This is a genomic window from Bacillus sp. FSL L8-0099 (assembly GCF_038006385.1).
Taxonomy (GTDB): domain Bacteria; phylum Bacillota; class Bacilli; order Bacillales; family Bacillaceae_G; genus Bacillus_A; species Bacillus_A toyonensis.
The window spans coordinates 80,312-98,821 of sequence record NZ_JBBOVC010000004.1; the positions used below are offsets into that span (position 1 = coordinate 80,312).

General features: G+C 36.0%; 26 protein-coding genes. 14 read left to right on the forward strand and 12 right to left on the reverse strand.

Translation table 11 applies throughout. The annotated features are described in order from the left end of the window. Positions 1–2 precede the first annotated feature (2 nt). The 10 genes from MHH42_RS31485 (at position 3) to MHH42_RS31530 (ending at position 6,008) form a co-directional block, all read left to right on the forward strand. Positions 3–281 (forward strand): hypothetical protein, encoded by a 279-nt coding sequence (locus MHH42_RS31485; protein WP_016085007.1) that lies wholly within the window; start codon positions 3–5, stop codon positions 279–281. A 174-nt stretch (positions 282–455) separates the two neighbouring features. Then, positions 456–1,289 (forward strand): prohibitin family protein, encoded by an 834-nt coding sequence (locus MHH42_RS31490; protein ID WP_340895630.1) that lies wholly within the window; start codon positions 456–458, stop codon positions 1,287–1,289. Positions 1,290–1,421: 132 nt separating this feature from the next. Further along, the gene (locus tag MHH42_RS31495; RefSeq protein WP_340895686.1) at positions 1,422–1,568 is read left to right on the forward strand and encodes a hypothetical protein; all 147 of its coding nucleotides are present in this window, start codon (positions 1,422–1,424) and stop codon (positions 1,566–1,568) included. A 90-nt stretch (positions 1,569–1,658) separates the two neighbouring features. Next, the gene (locus MHH42_RS31500; RefSeq protein WP_340895632.1) at positions 1,659–2,156 is read left to right on the forward strand and encodes a RusA family crossover junction endodeoxyribonuclease; all 498 of its coding nucleotides are present in this window, start codon (positions 1,659–1,661) and stop codon (positions 2,154–2,156) included. A 90-nt stretch (positions 2,157–2,246) separates the two neighbouring features. After that, positions 2,247–3,302: a hypothetical protein gene (locus tag MHH42_RS31505; RefSeq protein WP_340895633.1), complete on the forward strand. Its 1,056-nt coding sequence runs from the start codon at positions 2,247–2,249 to the stop codon at positions 3,300–3,302. A 12-nt stretch (positions 3,303–3,314) separates the two neighbouring features. Further along, positions 3,315–3,743: a hypothetical protein gene (locus tag MHH42_RS31510; protein WP_340895635.1), complete on the forward strand. Its 429-nt coding sequence runs from the start codon at positions 3,315–3,317 to the stop codon at positions 3,741–3,743. A 128-nt stretch (positions 3,744–3,871) separates the two neighbouring features. Then, on the forward strand, positions 3,872–4,039 hold the full coding sequence (locus MHH42_RS31515; protein WP_340895637.1) for a hypothetical protein: 168 nt from the start codon (positions 3,872–3,874) through the stop codon (positions 4,037–4,039). Further along, entirely contained in the window at positions 3,981–4,325 is a 345-nt protein-coding gene (locus tag MHH42_RS31520; RefSeq protein WP_340895639.1) for a type II toxin-antitoxin system PemK/MazF family toxin, read from the forward strand. Before MHH42_RS31515 ends, MHH42_RS31520 begins: the two co-directional genes overlap by 59 nt. 83 nt (positions 4,326–4,408) lie before the next feature. Then, the gene (locus MHH42_RS31525; RefSeq protein ID WP_340895641.1) at positions 4,409–5,572 is read left to right on the forward strand and encodes a WXG100 family type VII secretion target; all 1,164 of its coding nucleotides are present in this window, start codon (positions 4,409–4,411) and stop codon (positions 5,570–5,572) included. Between the two features lie 19 nt (positions 5,573–5,591). Then, on the forward strand, positions 5,592–6,008 hold the full coding sequence (locus MHH42_RS31530; protein WP_163097237.1) for an immunity 70 family protein: 417 nt from the start codon (positions 5,592–5,594) through the stop codon (positions 6,006–6,008). A gap of 422 nt (positions 6,009–6,430) precedes the next feature. Here the strand turns inward: MHH42_RS31530 and MHH42_RS31535 are convergent, their stop codons facing one another. Beyond that, the gene (locus MHH42_RS31535; protein WP_168898375.1) at positions 6,431–6,592 is read right to left on the reverse strand and encodes a hypothetical protein; all 162 of its coding nucleotides are present in this window, start codon (positions 6,590–6,592) and stop codon (positions 6,431–6,433) included. A 128-nt stretch (positions 6,593–6,720) separates the two neighbouring features. On the opposite strand from MHH42_RS31535, the gene MHH42_RS31540 reads away from it, so the two are divergent. The 4 genes from MHH42_RS31540 (at position 6,721) to MHH42_RS31555 (ending at position 8,776) form a co-directional block, all read left to right on the forward strand. Next, positions 6,721–7,074 (forward strand): helix-turn-helix domain-containing protein, encoded by a 354-nt coding sequence (locus MHH42_RS31540; protein ID WP_098126442.1) that lies wholly within the window; start codon positions 6,721–6,723, stop codon positions 7,072–7,074. A gap of 57 nt (positions 7,075–7,131) precedes the next feature. Beyond that, a complete protein-coding gene (locus MHH42_RS31545) occupies positions 7,132–7,368 on the forward strand; it encodes a hypothetical protein (RefSeq protein WP_016085018.1) in 237 nt (78 codons plus the stop codon). A gap of 182 nt (positions 7,369–7,550) precedes the next feature. After that, positions 7,551–8,645, forward strand: coding sequence for a Rap family tetratricopeptide repeat protein (locus MHH42_RS31550; RefSeq protein WP_340895645.1), 1,095 nt, complete (start codon positions 7,551–7,553; stop codon positions 8,643–8,645). Next, a complete protein-coding gene (locus MHH42_RS31555) occupies positions 8,642–8,776 on the forward strand; it encodes a hypothetical protein (protein WP_340895647.1) in 135 nt (44 codons plus the stop codon). Before MHH42_RS31550 ends, MHH42_RS31555 begins: the two co-directional genes overlap by 4 nt. 31 nt (positions 8,777–8,807) lie before the next feature. Here MHH42_RS31555 and MHH42_RS31560 read toward each other — a convergent pair whose 3' ends face one another. The 11 genes from MHH42_RS31560 to MHH42_RS31610 form a co-directional block, all read right to left on the reverse strand. Further along, on the reverse strand, positions 8,808–9,320 hold the full coding sequence (locus MHH42_RS31560) for a YiiX/YebB-like N1pC/P60 family cysteine hydrolase (protein WP_340895649.1): 513 nt from the start codon (positions 9,318–9,320) through the stop codon (positions 8,808–8,810). Positions 9,321–9,334: 14 nt separating this feature from the next. Further along, positions 9,335–9,616, reverse strand: a complete 282-nt coding sequence (locus MHH42_RS31565) for a PQ-loop domain-containing transporter (RefSeq protein WP_016085022.1) — start codon at positions 9,614–9,616, stop codon at positions 9,335–9,337. A gap of 95 nt (positions 9,617–9,711) precedes the next feature. After that, positions 9,712–10,680, reverse strand: coding sequence for an N-acetylmuramoyl-L-alanine amidase (locus MHH42_RS31570; protein ID WP_340895650.1), 969 nt, complete (start codon positions 10,678–10,680; stop codon positions 9,712–9,714). Between the two features lie 123 nt (positions 10,681–10,803). Then, entirely contained in the window at positions 10,804–11,442 is a 639-nt protein-coding gene (locus MHH42_RS31575) for a hypothetical protein (protein ID WP_340895651.1), read from the reverse strand. A 15-nt stretch (positions 11,443–11,457) separates the two neighbouring features. Continuing rightward, complete coding sequence (locus MHH42_RS31580; RefSeq protein ID WP_340895685.1) at positions 11,458–12,816, reverse strand: pyocin knob domain-containing protein; 1,359 nt, start codon at positions 12,814–12,816, stop codon at positions 11,458–11,460. 21 nt (positions 12,817–12,837) lie between these two features. Beyond that, positions 12,838–13,224, reverse strand: a complete 387-nt coding sequence (locus tag MHH42_RS31585) for a hypothetical protein (protein ID WP_016085026.1) — start codon at positions 13,222–13,224, stop codon at positions 12,838–12,840. Next, positions 13,221–13,496 (reverse strand): hypothetical protein, encoded by a 276-nt coding sequence (locus MHH42_RS31590; protein WP_098126436.1) that lies wholly within the window; start codon positions 13,494–13,496, stop codon positions 13,221–13,223. Before MHH42_RS31590 ends, MHH42_RS31585 begins: the two co-directional genes overlap by 4 nt. 14 nt (positions 13,497–13,510) lie before the next feature. Further along, positions 13,511–14,203: a hypothetical protein gene (locus tag MHH42_RS31595; RefSeq protein WP_016085028.1), complete on the reverse strand. Its 693-nt coding sequence runs from the start codon at positions 14,201–14,203 to the stop codon at positions 13,511–13,513. A 115-nt stretch (positions 14,204–14,318) separates the two neighbouring features. After that, entirely contained in the window at positions 14,319–16,415 is a 2,097-nt protein-coding gene (locus tag MHH42_RS31600; protein WP_340895656.1) for a DUF5048 domain-containing protein, read from the reverse strand. Further along, entirely contained in the window at positions 16,405–17,358 is a 954-nt protein-coding gene (locus MHH42_RS31605; protein WP_340895658.1) for a hypothetical protein, read from the reverse strand. Before MHH42_RS31605 ends, MHH42_RS31600 begins: the two co-directional genes overlap by 11 nt. A 13-nt stretch (positions 17,359–17,371) precedes the next feature. Beyond that, on the reverse strand, positions 17,372–18,466 hold the full coding sequence (locus MHH42_RS31610) for a hypothetical protein (RefSeq protein WP_340895660.1): 1,095 nt from the start codon (positions 18,464–18,466) through the stop codon (positions 17,372–17,374). Between the last annotated feature and the right edge of the window lie 44 nt (positions 18,467–18,510).

An 18,510-nucleotide genomic window follows, 5' to 3' on the forward strand; every position in this document is an offset into this window, starting at 1 on the left:
GTATGAAACGCACTATGGATGATTTAACTAACTGTTTTAATGAAGCAAGTAAAGCAAATTCAAATTATGTATGTGTAGTAGTAAGCATGGCAGGATTCCCAAAAGAGGAACTTATCATTAATCAAAGAGAGAACTTTGAAGGCAAGCTAAAGTACTATCAAAACGTGTATGACAAAGGTTTAGACCATAAGCATGCCACAGGAGTTCGAATCATTGGATTCGCACATGGCAACACATTGAATCAGATTCACAAAGAGCTAGTTCTTAAAAACTTACTCTAAAACAAAAGTATTGCAGAAGAGGTGTAACATGTTTTCAGCATTCGTACTTCTAGTGTTATTCATACTCCTTTTGACAGGGGTATGGTACACGCTAGGCAAATTAAACGTATTTGAGAAAATCGGAAACTTTATTTTAAATCTAAAAAATCTATTTAACGAAAAGGAGTAATTATTATGTCAATCAAAGCAAAAGTTGGAGCAGTAGTAGTAGCAGGAGGATTATTAGCAGGTGGAATTTTAACAGCAATGTCAGTAACGGTTATCGACCAAGGTCATGCAGGTGTTATCTATTCACGTTCAACAGGTGTGCAGGATGAAATCTTAGGTCAAGGATGGCACATGGTTAGCCCATTTGAGCGTGTAACAGAATATCCAGTGGCAACTGAAACTGTAGATGTTGATACATTCAAGGCTCAAACAAGAGATGGTAAGGCTCTGGATGTTAGCTTGTCATATGACTATGCAAATGATTTAGAGAAACTTCCTTACCTTTATAATAAATTCAAAGGTCAAGACCCAGAGACTACTGAGAATGGATGGTTACAGAAACGTATTAAGAAGGCTACATTAAACGTATTCTCTCAATACTCAGTTCTAGACGTATTCCAAAAACAGGGTGAAATCAACGAAAAGATTGAGAAAGAGTTTAAGTCAATGGTAAATAAGCATGGATTCGATGTTGATTCCGTAACAGTTAATGCTCCAGACCCAGATAAGAAGACTCGCGGTGCAATTCAAGGAGTTGTAGATGCTCAACAAGAACTTGAGAAGTCTGAAATTAAGAAGAAACAAGCTATCGTAGATGCAGAGCGAAAAGTTGAAGAAGCTCGTGGTGAAGCTGAATCTGAGCGAGTTAAAGCTGAAGGTACTGCGAAAGCAAACGAATTACTTCGTCAATCATTGACTCCAGAAGTAATTCAGAACAAGACTATCGAGAAGTGGGACGGTAAATTACCACAGGTAACTGGTGGTTCAACGCCAATGATTACAGTTCCACAATCTAAGTAATGAAGAAGAGAAATAAGAGCAAGGGGAGCGCCATTGGGGCGTTCTTCGAGCTTCTTGGAGCATTTTTAGAAGCTATATTCGAAGGATTATTCAAGATATTCGATTGAGGTGATTAAATTGGAAGAAAAGACAGTGACAATGAGTCTTAATAAGCAGGAGATACTTATTATCTCTAAAGCTTTGACTAAAGAGCAGTTATCGAAGATGCAGTTTGACACAGAGTTAGATGAGATTACAACTAAGATGGCTGTATCATATATGGAATTAACAAAAGAATAAAGAAGGGAGAGGAAGGCTCTGAAGCAGTTTTTAATACGCTATGATGAACTTCCTCCTTCTGTAAACAGCTACATTAAACCGAGTGCAAAGGTGATAGGTGGCAAGGCAATTGTACATATGTACGAAACGTCTCAAGCAAAGGATTTTAAAAAGAGATTTCAAGCTTATTTAAAGCGAGAGGTGGCTAAACAGGGATGGGATAAATCATCCACTGCAGAAGGACACTTTTACTTGGATTGTGTATTTTATCAGTCTAGAACAAATCAAGATAATAATAACTACTATAAAATACTGTGTGACGCACTTACTGGAATCGTAATTGAGGATGATAAGAACATTCTAATCCGCACTCAATGGGTTATGTATGATGCTAAAAACCCGCGATTTATGGCTGTATTGCGACCAGTTGAATACAAAGGAATATTTAGAAATCATGAGTCCTATGGCAGATTCTTTGAGGACAACTGCTTCAATTGTAAGAAAGATAGCGAAAAATGCGCTATTCTTCGTAGGGCAAAGGAAGGTAGGATTCAAGAAGATATCGAACAGGATGGTAAAGGTTTTGTTTGTAAAAAGAGGAAGAGATAATCTTTCTCTTTTTTTTATCGACTATAGTTGATTCTTGTGTGTTAGTGTGATACTATGTAATTAGAACATGAGGTTAGGAGAGGGTGATAAATGGTAACAGAAATTGAGAAGATGCTTCTAATCGATAATAGAACCAAGAAGCGAATCGGTAGCAATATCTTCTCTCGTGCATCCACAAGAAAAGGTGGGACTAACCAAGCGTTAAGAACACCATATTTATATATGTCTACAAAAGAACGTAAGGCACTAAATGGGGAGGTCAAGAGATACAATATGAATGATATTATTTCTTACAAAGAGTTTAAAACAAAAGATTTACAAGAGAAAAGAAGGTTAATGAACCATTGGAGAGACAATTATAAAGTTGTTGAAATCAAGAAGCAAATGGGTGGAATCACTGATTATATTTTCTACAAGATATTAGATGAGCTTGATATGAATAGAAATGCTTCTGGAGGAGGAGACACTAGAGAACTATTAGAGATATCACCAGAAGAGATTGAGCAATATAAGAAGGAATTTATAGATTATGAAATGTTTAAGCATCTTCCTAGAGAGATTCAGTATGAGCTATTTAATGCTTATTACGCGAAGACACCTGTTGTTAGCGAACTTGCTAGGCAGTGGGATGGCGCAGAGGCAGGTTATTTATATAACGTTAAAAGCAAGTATATGAAATTTATGAAGGAGCAGAAAGCTGAAAAGGATGCCAAGGAAGCTCCTAAATCAGAAGAGACTCTAGAAATCAAGAAAGAAAAACCTGTTGCTAAAGCAGATAGTTCTATCGAAGAGAAATCCCCAGAGTTATTCAAATTTGACCTTAAGCCAGAACCAGAGAAAGTAGAGACAAAAGTAGTTGAAGAAACCGCTGAAGAGGCAGTGTTACTAGAGAAAGGCGCGGAAGAATCGTCCGAACTAGTAGAAGAAGCTCCAGTAGAGAAGGTTGAAGAGAAAGAAATCAAAGAAGACAAGGAAGATAAGGAAGATAAGGAAGATAAGTCTTCTTCAAATAAGAATAAATTATCATTTGAGCTAAAAGGGAACTACAGTACAAAAGCTATTATGAAGTGTCTTCAATTTACTTTGGAAACTCTAGAAGAAGAAGAATCATTGACAGATATAGAAATCAAGGTTAAGAAGAAATAGGGGCTAATAGATATGGTTGAAATGCTGAAAATTAACTATGAAGAAAGTGTCAGAGTACACAAAGAGAATTTAAGAAGGATAGAGAAGAAGATGTGCTATAACAACGTCTTTAATGTGATGTCTTATGTTGATGACAAATTCCATAGTGGAGAATGGCGTGTAGCCTACGGTTATTGGACTGCAATAGATGGCATTATGGCTCGACACTGCTATATAGTTGATAAGGACAATAGAGTAATTGACCCTACAGCACCATTTTCTACTACTAAAGATATTAAGAATGTAGAGTATCTTACGTTTAAGATATTTGAAGATGCTGACGAATATCTTGACCTATTATGGGAGCATGACAGAGAGCCTGCTTTATACAAAGCTTTTCTAGAAGAAGAGAAGAAAGCTCATGAACATGCTATGAAGAACAACTTAATTCTAATCACATAGCAATATATCTGTAGCTATAAATGTCATGAAGCCTATTGTATAGCAATTTGCTTTGTGACATAATATGGTTACAGATATACTATTAAGTATATACTGTTACCATTAGAGACACTAAGGAGGATACGAGTATGAGTAGAAAAAAGAGAGTACTCAATCCAGTAGAAACTAAAAAAGATGTAGACTACACTCCACTAGGGAAAGCATTCGATTTCTGGAACAATGAGGGAGACGATATTTATGACGAAATCTATGGAGAAGACAGTGAATCAGGGAGAGGTATGGATAGCAAGCGTTAAGTTCGTTCAAGACAATCAAACTAAGGTCAGACCAGTCTTAGCAGTTAGCTTAGAAATTGATGGGGATGACGATGTTGTCGTCCTCCCTGTCACTTCCCAAAATCCAAGAAATGACTATGATGTAGAAGTTTCGGATTATGATGGGACTGGATTGCTAAAACAGCCTTCATACATAAGAACATCAAAGCCATTGACGATTGAGAAAAAGGCGCTTAAGAAAAAGATAGGCGAAATCAATGATATAGACTTGGCTAATGCATTGGAAAAATTACGTTCATTATTCTGATTCGAAAAGATAGAAGATTCATATTCTTCTATCTTTTTTATATGGTATAATTTTCATAGATTAGCAAACTATGAAAAGAAGGGATGAATTTGGTTCAAATAAAAGTTACACCAGAACGTCTAGAGCAATCAGCAAAGATGGTTATTAATTCTAGGACTTTACTAGAACAGATGCATAAAGACCTATATCAGCAAACAGAATATATAGCTTCACAATGGAGTGGAGCAACTAGCGATAGGTTTTATGCAATGTTTAATGATGCAAAGCCATTGATGTTCAATATCCTTAAAGAGTTAGATAAGATTGCAGAAGAGCTACATCATTCTGCCGAAAAGTTTCGTGAAGCTGATACATTATATGGAGAGAATTTGGTTAGTGGAGATATTGAAGAAGGTGCAATGTGTGGCAAACCAAAATCTGATTTAGAGAAGGCTTGGGATGGTCTTTATGATGGGTCAGGGAAAGGTGTCGGTGATGCATGGGAAGGCTTTAAGGCATTGGGAGACGGTGAAACATGGTCAAATATGTGGGATGCAGTTGTTAATTATGACGAAACTCTACCTGCTATGTGGAATGCTTTCTCTGATTCTTTTATGGATGATGTTTGGTACGGAGATGTTGAAAGTGGTTTTCGTTGGGGTTCTTATCTTGTGACATCGGTTGGCTTAGGACTTCTTGGAGGAAAGGGTCTGGATAAAGCTTCAACACTTGCTAGAGGGGCTAGGTTCTCTAAAATAACCCAGATTACTCCGCCACGTTTACAACCTGCCTTTGCTGGTGTCGGTTTAACTGGTGAAGCTATGCTCAGTGCGCTACCATCATCGGGACACTGGGGAAATTATTTGAGTAGCTATCTCATGTTTGCTAGACCACATTGGCGAGAATCCGAAAAACATGCATATGAAAAATATCCTAATTACAAAGACCAAGTATCATTTAAAGATAGAGAAGAAGTACCGTATGCAAGTAAAGGCAGTACTAGACCAGACGGTTTTGACCATGACCTAAATAGTAGTTTGGAAGTTAAAAATTATAACCTTACTACCGAAAGAGGAAAACGCTCGTTAATTAATGTTTTACTAAAACAATTTGAATATAGATTAAAAAATTTACCAGAAGGTGCAGAACAGATAGCTTTTATTGATGCAAGAGGTCAAAATGTATCACTTCAAACTTTAAAAGAAATTAAAGAGGAGCTATCACAAAGAACATTTGGTAAATTGAAGGTAACTATCGAAAGAGATTAGATAGAAGGGAGATGTATTTATGGCAACAGGATTTAAAGCAGACTTTCTATGGTATAGATTAGGTACATCTGATTTTGTACACTCATTTTTCTCAACCATTAGTTTTCATTTAGAAAAAGAGGGTTGGGGAACAAAATACCCACATTTGATGAAAGAGCTATATAACGGAAGGTTAACGCTTCAAAATATCCCAAAAGCAATCGAAGAAGCAAAGGAAGCTCGTGAAAAATTGAAATTATTTTCACCATCAGAGGTAGTATGGGATATTGAAGACTTATCCAAGCAACCACCATGGGGAGATAATATTTCAACAGATATTACAGACTTATCTAACTATTTTTACACAAGTGGCGGTAAAGACATGTTTGAAATGCTGTTTAAAGCATGTAACGAAGCTTTAGAATTAGAAGTAGATTTGGAAATAGAGAATTTATAAAGACATGAAATTTTTATCATGTCTTTTTTTGTCCTGTTCCCACATTTCAAAATCTTCATTTCATTTAAATTTCTTTTTTTATCTCAAAAACCAAGAATACTTATCTCTAAGAGATACGAGACGTAATCCAACCTAATTTATAAAAATACTTAATATCTCATAAATATAAGTAATCTCAACTTTCTGAGATGTCTTACAACCTCAAAAAATGACTTCCTATAATAAAGGTTATGTAAACTAACTAAAAGTAAGTAGGTAAATAAAGCAAAACCCTCCTGCATGAACAGGAAGGTTGTTTTAGGATTCTGTATATTTTGTTGTATATTTGTTATGTAGATTTTATATAGCTATATGCTACCAGAGCGTCCTCTGGTGTATCGATACTCCCCTATTGTACTAAATGAGAGAGCTAATATCAATATCTAATTTTTAGTTGCTTTCTTAGCAATATTATTAAATTTCTTAACTTCCTCAATATTCAAATCTTTTAGTTCTACATCTCTAACAGAACCATCAGTATATATTCCTACAGGTATAAGATGACCGTTCTCGTCTTTTCTTGCTCCAATAGTTACTCTAATCATTTATACTTCACCTCTCCTCATTTTATATAATAGCAAAAAATAGCCTCGCTCACTAACTTAACTTTTCTTGACCGATTGGTTAAGTTTTGTTAAGATATCCTTACTATATTTTACAAAGGAGAATCTACATGTCCGATATTGCTCATGTCACCGCTAAAAGAGTTAAAATGTTAAGATTAAAGAAAGGTTTAACTCAAAAGAGTCTTGGGGAATTAGTTGGGGTATCCGAAGCATTTATATCTATGATAGAATCTAGGTCATCTACTAACAAGAGACCATCTGGGAAAACTATATCTCTTATAGCAGAAGCCTTAAACGTATCAACTGATTACTTATTAGGATTATCTAATACAGAAGATTTATTACCTTACTCTGATACAAGGAGAGAATTTGAAGCAATTATTGAAAAGGTCGAGCAATTGGATGAGGATAAGCGTGTAATGGTTATAAAGATGATTCAGTCTATGGTCAAAACATTATAATTGCTGTTAACGCATAATATTACGATGCAATGGATACACTCTTATTGGAGGTGTATGATGCTATTCAGACGGGGTAAATCCAATAAAAAAGAAAAAGAGTTTAAGGCAATTGAAAATATGTTAATTGATGCCAAGATGAAAATCGACTCCTATAATCTCGATTTAAAAAACGTAGAATATACTGAGACAAAAGAGTTGTTAAATAGAGAAATCCGCCATCTAAGAGAGTTTATAGATACACTAAAGATTACATATACTGAGTACGAAAAGAACATGCAACGAAAAGAAAGATAGTATGGTATAATATGTATGAGTCGCGTCATTTTTCATTGCCTTGGCTAACCCCCAAGGTTTCTTTTTATTTTTCTTAATATTCTGAATAATATTGAAAAATAAGGCTATTTCACTTCCACTTCATTCCCCTACTATATAATAGGAAGAAACATGACATATATATATGGATGAAGGAGGATACTATGAACGTCCCAGTCAAAGGAAACGAAAAGATTACGCAGTTATTAAACGAATGGTACATTGAAATTCGTGCCAGACGAATTGGTCAAGCTCATAGATTGAAAGAAGAGATTGATAAAAAGATTGATAGTATAGAAAAAGACCAAACTCTACTATTGTATTACTCTCTCTTAGACTTTCGATTCCAGTACATTTTAGACAATCTAGGAGTCTCTGTTAACAGCTTTGATAAGGTTGAAGAGTTTGAGATTCCAACGAACAACTTTTTAACTTATTACTATCACTTCTTTAAGGCTATTCATGCTTCTGGTATTGGTAACTACATGATAGCAAAAGAACACTTTGACAAAGCTGAATCTCTTCTTGAATTAGTTCCAGATGAGATTGAAAAAGCTGAGTTCTACTACAAATTAGGCGCTTTCCACTATGACATCTACGAATCACTCCAATCAATTAAGTATGTTAACAAAGCAAAAGAAATCTTTGAACAGCATGAAAGCTATGAACGAAACGTTGGATTCTGTGAGAACCTTCTTGGAACTGCTTGTACAAAGCTAAGAGAATGGGCTTTATCAGAGGAACATCTTATTAAAGCTATGGATATTTTCAGCAAGCATGGTGAGGAAAAGTACACTCTAATGGTGAGACATAACTTAGGGTATATGTACTCTAGCCAAAACTTATCTTCACTGGCAATTAGATACTTGTTAGAAGTGACTACTCATAATCCTAGACATCATAAAGCTTTATTCCTGCAGGCTAGAGAGCATTACAAATTAGATGAACTTGATGTTGCAAAGGACTTAGCTGATAAAGGATATAGTATTTGTGTTGAATTAGGTAATGCAGAATATAAGCACTTGTTCGCAATCTTAAGATGTCTTATCTCGAATATGTCTGGTGATGAGTTAGAGAAGGTTGCAATTGAAGGAATATCTTACTTTGAAAGCGAATCACTATATGAGTATATAGAAGAGAGCCAAGAGTATATGGCTGTTAAATTCTATGAAGAAGGCAACCATACTAAATCTAGTGAATACTTCTATCTAGCTTCAAAAACGAGACAAAAAATTAAGGAAAGGGAGTCTTTAAAATGAAAAAAGTAGCATTGGGCTTAATGGGAATTTTAACAGCTTTAACTATGATTGTGGGCGTTCAGTCTAATAATGATAGTAAGCCTGCATCTCCTACTATTATGATGATGGAACATGGAGACCATGGTGGTTGATAAGAATATAAAATGAAATAGCCAACCCACATTAAGAGTGGGATTGGCTATTATTTTCTTTAAATTTCTTTACGTATTTTATAAAATCGTATAGTTGGTTTGGGGTCATATCTATTCCACGAGTTCCGCCTCTAAGAGAAAGCTCTTTTAAAGTGCCTGCCTCTTCCAATACGACAAATACTAGTTCGGAACATATGTAATTATTAGGATTATTGAATTTATTCTTACCCTTTAATCTTAATAACTTGCTAATCATATACCAGATAATTTGCATATAATCGTATTTTTTACCAACCATTTTCGTGCCTATATCTACTACCCTACTTCTCTCTTCTTTATTAAGCTCTAAATCAATTACTTCTATTATATTATATTGTTCCTTATCGAATGGGACTATAGAAACTCTTGTATCAAAATCCGCCTCTAATATATGAGTATCAGACATGGCGATTGCTACATGACTAAATGTTCCCTTATCGAAGAATCGTACAGCTTTTGATATAAAGCTTTTGCCTTGTAGAAATACTACGTCACCTTGTTTCAAAGGAATCTTCCTTTCTATTTGCGCTTACGATATTTTAATAGCAATGAAAATTCAATCGAACATAAAGTTAATGCAATCGTATTTGTAATCATAAATGCTCCTGCTGTATGAAGAACGAACCACATATAAATGGCATAAGCCTCCATAAATGCTACACCTAAACAGATTCCGCCTAGATAGGTTACACTAAAGTCGTCTACCGATTTTGTACGAATGAATTTAATGATTTGAGGAATATATCCGAAACTTAATATTAATCCTCCTATTAGCTGTAAAGTGTTAAAAAATTCTGTCATTGTTTATATATCTCCTTATCTTTTCTTTCATTTAAAAGGTTCGAACATAGCGTTAGCTACATCCGAACCAATAGATTAATAAAATCTAAGTTTTATTACTTAACGTGAACGTAAGCAGGACTTGCAGTAATGTAGAAATACTTACATCTGTACATCTTAGAACCGTTAACTGTTAATTCTTCAAGGATTGTAAATGCTTCACCCTTCGGAACAGTTTTTTCTTTTGCATTCCAATCTGGAGCTGAGTAAACCCATAACTCTGGAGCGTCTACTACAACTAATTTCCCTACATTGCTAGTTTGTCTACGTGCAAAACGAGTGTAGCTAGGGTCTCCATACACCCATGAATTACCAACATTTAACCAACCGTCTTGTTCAGCCCATACAACATAGCTTTCTGGAGCGTTTAATTTACGAATTACTTCACCGCTTGTACTTGGAGTCTTACGTAGATTTACGTTTGTTCCAGTGATATAAACGATACCTAGACCTTCTGTTCCTGCATCTCCATTATTAGTTGGAGGAGCGATTGTATTACCGCCACCAGAACCATTACTACCTTGAACCATGTTTTTAAATCCTTCGAATCCACCTGCACGATTTAAGATTGGTCGTGGGCAATATTTACCAGACCAACGTTGGTGAGGTACTACATTTCCAATTCCGATACCAGTTTGTCCCATTAAGAACTTAACTAATTTAGCAACGTTTGCTAATGTTTTCTCAAAGTTCCCATCTGAATTTTCAGCAGTTTCGATACCAATTGATTGACGGTTACCTGTTCCACTATTACCGTCTCCTGCATGCCAACCATTTTCATTAATCGGTAAATGTTGAACGATACGATTACTATCTACTGTGAAATGCCAAGACTTTCCGTCTCCACCGTTAACTAAGTAGTTCGCATGCGCTCTAGCATCTGCACCTTTTTCTGTATTTTCAGTTGTGTGAACCGTAATATACTTAGGACTCATAGGATACTGAGGTCTATTGTTATTACTTGCAGGAATAATCTTCGTTTCAAAAGGTACTCCACCGATGTTGCTTACATTAAATACTGTCATAAATACTCTCCTTTTCTTGCCTTTTGGCAAGCTCTTATTTTTTTGTTTTATATATAATAGGAAGAAACTCGTTTTAAATTAGCTCTCCCTACCGATATTTCCGCAATACTTTTGTTTAATAATCTATTTTGTATAAGTGATTTTTAACTGAGGCGCACCCCAATCGCCATACCCATTGAAAATACCGTAGTATTCTCCTGCTCCAGTATTAGCAAATATACTAACACCCTTGTAATAGCCATCTCGAATTCCATAACCCAGAGCTACTGGAAGGTTAACCCATCCTGCAGTTCCTCTATCATAAAATTTCTGATAAGCTTTACCGTATTCTGAATGGCTGAATGTATTTGGCTTACTAGAGTGATTGTGAAATCCTGCAACTACAGTACCACCTGCGTAATAGTACCAATGCTCATTCTGCAAATATAGCTCTACCTTATCAATGCGCGCCCCTTGTAATTCATTCCGAATTCTAGCTCCATCATCAAATCCAATTAAAGAACGCATAATCCCCCAAGGTTCATAAACATATCGACCTTGACAAATCTTTTCACTACGATAGTCGGTACGCTTTGTCCCTGCTTCACGATAAGTTTGAGTAAATGTACAGCCCCACGTTTTTGTATACGTCTGAGAAGTCATATTAGACCATCCAGAGCCATCCCATTTATAAACTTTAGCATCCTGCCAACTAGAACCATTCCATGATTTCACGCTTGCATCGTACCATTCAGAACCGCTCCATCTCTTGATATTACTCACGCTAACACTCCCTCTCTACACTTGAATCCAAATATCACCATAGGTAGCATAAGTTGGAGCATCCCCTCGAATGTGAAGTCTTTTGCCTTGTATTTTAATCTGGTTATTGAATTCGATAGAGCTTTCATTTCTATTTGCTGTGAAGAAGTATCTATCATGTTGCCAATCATACAATCCCATTTGCTTTGAATTGTTATTCATGTAGAATCCCATACCAACATCACTATCATTCGCTTTGAAATGAACTCTTGTCTCCTTGTTCTTACTATTAAATTCAATTCCATAATCAGATGTAATAACCCCATCCCCTCGAACCCTCATATCTCCATAGAATTGAGAGCGAAGAACTAGAGTACCAGTATTATCAACGAATACACGACCAATCTCACCGTTTCCACCTTCTGCAAATATAAGGTCTCCCGAATTCATAGAGCCTGCAGGCGCACGAAGTATAATGTCTTTGCCATCTGTCATAACAAGATTCTTTTGGAAGTTAGGCTCTGCATCAACCCTAGCAAATTGACTAGCGTGAATACCATCTAGCTTATCAGCATCTAAGCCACTCATATGACCAACATTCCCTGTGTGCCAAACAGAATGCTCATCTGTACCATCATAGAACTTTAGAGTCTTCTTAGTGCTAGTATGAATAACCGTTTGAGCATTTGTATCACCAATAATAACCGCATTTGCTGTGCTAATTCTACCAATGTTTATCTCTGCGCCACCTGTATTCTTGCCAGAGAAAGATTTATTATTAGCCATAGAAATATTGCCAGTTACTGTGCCACCAGTTAGCTTAACGTAAGTGCCATCATGATTATGATTAGTAATATCTTTATTTAACTGAGAGATGGCTGAAGCATTGTCTGATGCTTTCTTTAGAGCCATATCGACTTCTGTTTGAACCTCATTAACTGCGTTTACAACGCTATTCTTATCAGAAGTTTTTAAGTTTGCTATTGAGCCGATATTTGCATTAATTGTAGCGATTGCATCGTTTGTTTTCTTACCGCCTGCACTCCATGGACTAACTGTAGAGCCTACAATTGCTCTTTGATGAGTATCATTCCCTGCATGGTCGTAAAATGTTTGTAAAACAACTGTATCTACAGCGTCTACTCTCATAAGATAAACAGTTGTGGCTACCATTCCAGATGGAGCATTTGTACAGCCTTTAACTCGGTACAATCCATTTTCTTTAACTGTATTTAGGTTTACTCCTTGAATGAGCTTCCCTGTAAGGAACATTTCATTAAAATCCGATGTAATGCCACTAGCACCCATGATTTTAACTTGTTCCGCTTGCGTTTCATAATGGAGCGTATCATAGCTTGTCCCATTATGAATATTAGCTTTAGACTTTTTAATCACCAAGCCTATCATTCTCCTTTCTTACTCAATTTCTAATATTACGTTGATTGGCTTTTGCAATTCTTCGTCCCATAATTGCTCTATAGAACTTACGATTCTATCCTCAATAGGGTCATAGATATGAAACATATCTTTATGAAGAGATGAGATTACTCCTTGCACAATCTTCTGAGCGTTATTATTCCCAATGTCCTGTACGATTACGATATCATCTACATCGATAAATGAAACTAGATTGTAAGGTATGATACATTCAGATTCACTGCCAAGAACTTCAACAATACATCGAAGACCTTTTACATCTCTTACAATGCCAGTATATGACTTTGTAAAGTTTACATTTTTAAGTCTTTCACCTGCTAGAATTTGAACCGTTTCTAACAGGCTTTGTTGAATATCCTTTATCATTGCTTCGCACCAATCTTACTCTGTACGAATTTTTGAACGCTATTATTGTACAGGTCTTGTACGATTACAATATCTCCTACACCAATTTGTGTATGGAGATGTTCTGGAACTTTACACGTTGTATCATTTCCATATAGCTCAACAATGCAATCAAATCCCATTAACTTCTTAACAAGACCAACATGAGAAGATGTGTAAGATGTACTCTTAACCGCCTCATCTACCATGATTTGAATAGCATCTATCAGGCTAGTCTGCAGGTTTTTATCCACCTCACATCACCTCTTTAGTCAATAATTTCAATCCACATCAAACCCTCTTGCTTAACAGTAGGAGCAGTCTTACTTGCAATAAATCTATCAAATAAGAACCAATATGCCGAATCAGTAGGCGCTTTACCTGCTGTTGTATCCGTAGAGCAATAGAATAAGTTTCCTTGATAAGATACTGCATCCCCTACTTTATAAGTAGCAGTTGCACTGTATTGTCCTCGGTAATAGGTATTTAATCCCACATCCCCCTTATCACCTTTCGTAGAAATCTTCTGCCAGTAGCCAGTGTTTGTTGGAACTGTACCTGCAGGTGTATTCTTCGTACATAGGTATAGGTCGCCATTATACGTAACCATATTTTGGAACTTATATGCTACAGATGCACTGTACACACCTTTGTGAACAAAATCATTTACGTATGTAGCCCATTCTGCCTGTTTCGTATTGATGTATCCATCTACCTTATCTTTAAAGAACGTTTCTACGTTGACGATACAATCAGCCATCTTATTCCATGTTTCTGGAGTAATGATATAGCTATTTAATTGAGTTGTTAAACCATTTAATTCATTTTGCTCCGTCTGATTTAACGTAGGCTTAAGCTTTAATTCTTGATATCGCTTAGCTTGATTAAACTTACTAGGAGGCATGTCATAAAGCTCGACAAATGAATCTACTTTACTTGGAAATTGACTTCTATTAGCCAAGATATCTCATCCTTTCTGCAAATCTTTTGTTTAATAACCTCCATACGACACCGTTCAAATGTCTATTACAATGATATCATATTTTGGAGGTTATTGCAATACTTTTGTTTTAAATTTATGGACGGTCAAATTCGATAGAGAATCCATAAGATATGATACCATTTGCTTCACTATTTTTGAAAATATCTTCAGCATTTAATGGAACTGTTCCGCGATGGTCTGAGCCACCGATTGAACCAGTATCTAATTCATCACCTGTTAGATTTAACGATACGCCTGTCTTCACATAGTTAACTGCATTAGCAGAGAAGTTATTTACAAAGTCTGTAAATGTACCAAATGGTGTATGAGCCACAATAGCATCTTTAATTAATTCGTTTGCCTTATAACCCTTCTTATCAGAGTCCTTTATGTGCTTCATAATATCCTTCATAGTTTTACCGCTAGAAAGATTCTTATCTAAATACTTCATGATAATGTATCCTGCTCCATAATCATCTGATAAGCTCTCCCATTGTCCGCCATTCAACAGCCTTGTAGCTCTTGCAATTAAGGCATTCAGTCTCGTGTCGGAAATTTTACCGCCCTCAACGATAATAGTCTTTAATCGTTCATCAGCACCATGGATAAACTCACCAGAACCCTCTTTAAACCATTCTTGCATATACATCGTTTTATCCATGCCAAATGCATTATTCATAACAGCATGAACCATTTCGTGACCGAGAATACGGTCATTATGGTCGCCTTTACCCAATTCATTATCCCCACTCTCTCCTACTCCTGTGCCGAAATCTGCTAGGTCAATAGTCAAGGTTTGGATATCAAATCCTAAGTATCCAGTTACATATGCTGTCGTGCCACCTACTGATTGATGTTCAAATCTTATAACTATTTTAGATTTATTTCCTTCTAATCCATAGAAGTCTTTAATTCTTTTTTCTCCTAATGAGAGCCAACCTTTGTTTTCAATACCGTCGATAACTAGTTCGATAGCTTCCTTGTACTTCTCAGAAGCATCTTCCCCATCAAAAGCGATATCATAATACATCTTATGACAGCCTATCTGCATCGTATCGCTAACTCCTAGACCAATAGAAATTGATTCTACTAGATATTCTTCAAGTTCTTTCGTGGCATGATTAGTTACAAGAATAACATTATTTGCATCTAAGTAATAGATAGGCAACGAATCAATATTCAACTTTTCTTGCATATTACTATTCTTAAATAATTCAAATCTAGCGCGAGATTGACATTGTTCTGGTAGGCTATAGTTTCCATCAGATACAACCATCTTTCTTAGACCTATTTCATCTTCATGGAAAGGAGATTCTTTGTTGGTAATAGACGAGTCTGCTTTGGGCGTAATACCAGTTTCACTATTTACTTGACCAACTACAATGACTTTGTTTTTTACACTTTTATATGAAAATGTCTCAGAGAAACTTGTAATCAAATCCCCTTCATCTGAGAAGTTCCACATGATAGGCTCTCCGCCCTTTTTCTGGATTTTCATCTTTCTAAAAATGAACTTTCCGCTCACATCGTAGAATGCTTCCCAGTCCATATACAAGTCTCTTATTTTTGTAATAATATCTACAACATTTTGACCTTCATTAAATTCTAGCGCATAGGGAACTGTAAGGTCTGTCCATTCTATAGATGTATTAAACTCTCCATTCTGATTCAATACCATACTCATTGCAATATGAATAGGAGTTCCTGCAGGAATGACAACCTTATTCTCTAAAGGAGAGTCTTCCCATTTCATCATATAATCCTGTAAGTCTATTGTTATTGAACGACTGTCGTTCCCAATGCTAATGCTAGGCTCTGTAATAAAGAATGTTCCCAAGCAGAAGTGTGTAACCGTATTGTCTTGTGTTGCCAAATTTTCGATACCTGCATAAACACGAATTTTATTCGTCATCCATAAGAGACTTTGTTTTCTTGGCAACAGAGAGTCAAAGAGGACGAAGGACAGAGAGCCTGTCCGTCTAATTAGGCTACCGCCCTCAATATTAATATTTCCACCTGTCGACAAGCCTTGAATAGTCTCAATAACCCTATCGTTTTTATCAATCACCTCTACTGTGATATGAAGCCTTCTAATGGATTGTAAATGCAAGTTCGCATATTCGACTATCTTACTATGAACATCTTGATTATTCATAACGATATTACCTTGAATATAATTGCTAGATTGCACTAATGATTTCCCCCTCATCATCAAATGTAAACTTTCCTAATTCAGCAGTTGAAATCAAATCATTCTTAAGCATATTACTAAAGTTTAATTCGCCAATTTCTGTGTAGTCAAAGGTTACTGATGCCAAATCTCTTAAAGCGCCTTCCTTATGCTGAGATGAAACATTTTGTGTAGCCACCAGAATAAGAACTCCGCTATCCATCCGCAATACTTTTGCTTTATGGTTATTTAAGAAATCAAGCCAGTCTTGACGATTGATTTGCTCTGCTAACTTATCAATCCCTCCACCTGCCATAGCAATTGTTTCTCTAGACAATGGTAGTGTTGATAAGTTACCGCTTCTGTAATTACTATTGCCAAATGTTACAATTGGATATGCACCATTAATAGGCTGATTTACACTAGATGCTTGGTTATATGTTACATCCCCTAATGAGATATCATATTCAAGTCTCTTATTTTCTTTTCTATCCGTTAGGAAAATACCTTCGTACTCCGACTTAATCTGGTCTGATTTAAGCATATCTCCAATAACTTCATTTGCTACTGGGACAATTGCGTACTGGTATGTAGCCCCATTCTGGACGTATCTATCAACGTAATTGTACACATTGTACTCTTTGTTATAATCAAATTGTGCGACTAAATCCCACTTATTACTTCCATACACAGAGCGATACAACTGAATGTGAGTTACTTTAAATCCTTCTGCACCAATAGAGCCTGCATCTAAGTCTCCTGTAAACTTGGAATCCATGATAGTAGTCAGTGTCCACATGAATGGCTTCGCTGTATCATTCGCGATTTGCGTGTTTAAGTCGATATAGATTTCATCGTATGTACCTTCATTAATATTTAACTCATCCATCATATCTGTACACACTGGAGTATCAAATATAGTCCCACCATGTTCATAATTGAAGAAGTTGTATCCAATAATCACATTATCACCTCTCTTATAAAATCTTTAATTCTAAATCGATTCTATGTTCTATTACTTTTACATAAAGCATAAAAGCAGTTCCCTTAGGGATTGTCACGATATTTGAACAATATCTTGCTTTGACCCCCTTATATTCTTTGATAGCAAGAACTCTATCCTTATACTTCCATAGTTGTATAGGGAGGTCATTTTTAGTGCCTTTTTGACTCATCTCCATAAACATAGTGTCGTTTGGAATATCTTTGCACCAAACCTTCATAACGAAGTCTGAGGCGCGATTCATTCCTAATCCTTTAAACATGATTGGTCTTTCTTTTGGAACGACAATCCAATCATTGTCGATATACTCATAGTTATTACTATCCATACCATCATCATCTACTTGTGGAGTACCTTCTACTTGCGTACCAAGAATCTGTTTTAAGTTGGATGCAATTCTAATAAATCCTTCTTCAGAATCGTTTCTGGTAGATATGACACCGTTAATAGACGGAACGATGTATAAAGGGATAAACCTCTCTCTGTGTGAGTGGACAAATCCATTCGTAGTCTCTACGATACATTCTATAAAGTATCCTTTACTTTTCTCTAATCCAGTTACTGTTTCCGTTAATCGATTTGGAGAATCTATGGGTATTCTTAAAGGGAATTTCTCAATTACATCTTCATGCTCATCATACAGGATGAATCTATAATTCTTTACAGCTTCACCATTCGCCTGTGAATACTTGGCTATGAAAGTTACATTAGCATTATATACATGCCCTAGACCATCGATATTATCAATGTCAAGAATAGGAGTCTTGACTGTCGCAAACACTACTTCTTGTGAATAAGGAGAGTATGTTGAATCGGAGAATTTTACTCTGATTTTCGCTACATATTTCTTACCGTTTTGTAATGCTCCGTCTGGTATATGATGAACTCGCTCAAAGCTACTCCACTCATGGTCGTATACAGCCATACCTGTATTCTTGTCGTAAATATGAAGATTGTTAACCATCGACTGTTGACTACCAGTATATGTGAAGTAAACACTTGTACCTTTGGTTGCATCAAACGGTTCTATTCTTTGTAAAAATGGTTGAATCTCTTGAACCTCTGCCATTTAAACACCCTTTCTCTGCAATACTTTTGCTTAAAGGGAGTGAT

What these genes read in the sequence shown, in the direction of transcription:
- MHH42_RS31515 (WP_340895637.1), top strand. Translation starts at nt 3,872, where the DNA reads ATGAGTAGAAAAAAGAGAGTACTCAATCCAGTAGAAACTAAAAAAGAT.
- MHH42_RS31535 (WP_168898375.1), bottom strand. Translation starts at nt 6,592, where the DNA reads ATGATTAGAGTAACTATTGGAGCAAGAAAAGACGAGAACGGTCATCTT.
- MHH42_RS31540 (WP_098126442.1), top strand. Translation starts at nt 6,721, where the DNA reads ATGTCCGATATTGCTCATGTCACCGCTAAAAGAGTTAAAATGTTAAGA.
- MHH42_RS31525 (WP_340895641.1), top strand. Translation starts at nt 4,409, where the DNA reads ATGAATTTGGTTCAAATAAAAGTTACACCAGAACGTCTAGAGCAATCA.
- MHH42_RS31505 (WP_340895633.1), top strand. Translation starts at nt 2,247, where the DNA reads ATGGTAACAGAAATTGAGAAGATGCTTCTAATCGATAATAGAACCAAG.
- MHH42_RS31570 (WP_340895650.1), bottom strand. Translation starts at nt 10,680, where the DNA reads ATGACAGTATTTAATGTAAGCAACATCGGTGGAGTACCTTTTGAAACG.
- MHH42_RS31510 (WP_340895635.1), top strand. Translation starts at nt 3,315, where the DNA reads ATGGTTGAAATGCTGAAAATTAACTATGAAGAAAGTGTCAGAGTACAC.
- MHH42_RS31490 (WP_340895630.1), top strand. Translation starts at nt 456, where the DNA reads ATGTCAATCAAAGCAAAAGTTGGAGCAGTAGTAGTAGCAGGAGGATTA.
- MHH42_RS31520 (WP_340895639.1), top strand. Translation starts at nt 3,981, where the DNA reads ATGACGAAATCTATGGAGAAGACAGTGAATCAGGGAGAGGTATGGATA.
- MHH42_RS31565 (WP_016085022.1), bottom strand. Translation starts at nt 9,616, where the DNA reads ATGACAGAATTTTTTAACACTTTACAGCTAATAGGAGGATTAATATTA.
- MHH42_RS31555 (WP_340895647.1), top strand. Translation starts at nt 8,642, where the DNA reads ATGAAAAAAGTAGCATTGGGCTTAATGGGAATTTTAACAGCTTTAACT.
- MHH42_RS31485 (WP_016085007.1), top strand. Translation starts at nt 3, where the DNA reads ATGAAACGCACTATGGATGATTTAACTAACTGTTTTAATGAAGCAAGT.
- MHH42_RS31545 (WP_016085018.1), top strand. Translation starts at nt 7,132, where the DNA reads ATGCTATTCAGACGGGGTAAATCCAATAAAAAAGAAAAAGAGTTTAAG.
- MHH42_RS31585 (WP_016085026.1), bottom strand. Translation starts at nt 13,224, where the DNA reads ATGATAAAGGATATTCAACAAAGCCTGTTAGAAACGGTTCAAATTCTA.
- MHH42_RS31550 (WP_340895645.1), top strand. Translation starts at nt 7,551, where the DNA reads ATGAACGTCCCAGTCAAAGGAAACGAAAAGATTACGCAGTTATTAAAC.
- MHH42_RS31530 (WP_163097237.1), top strand. Translation starts at nt 5,592, where the DNA reads ATGGCAACAGGATTTAAAGCAGACTTTCTATGGTATAGATTAGGTACA.
- MHH42_RS31610 (WP_340895660.1), bottom strand. Translation starts at nt 18,466, where the DNA reads ATGGCAGAGGTTCAAGAGATTCAACCATTTTTACAAAGAATAGAACCG.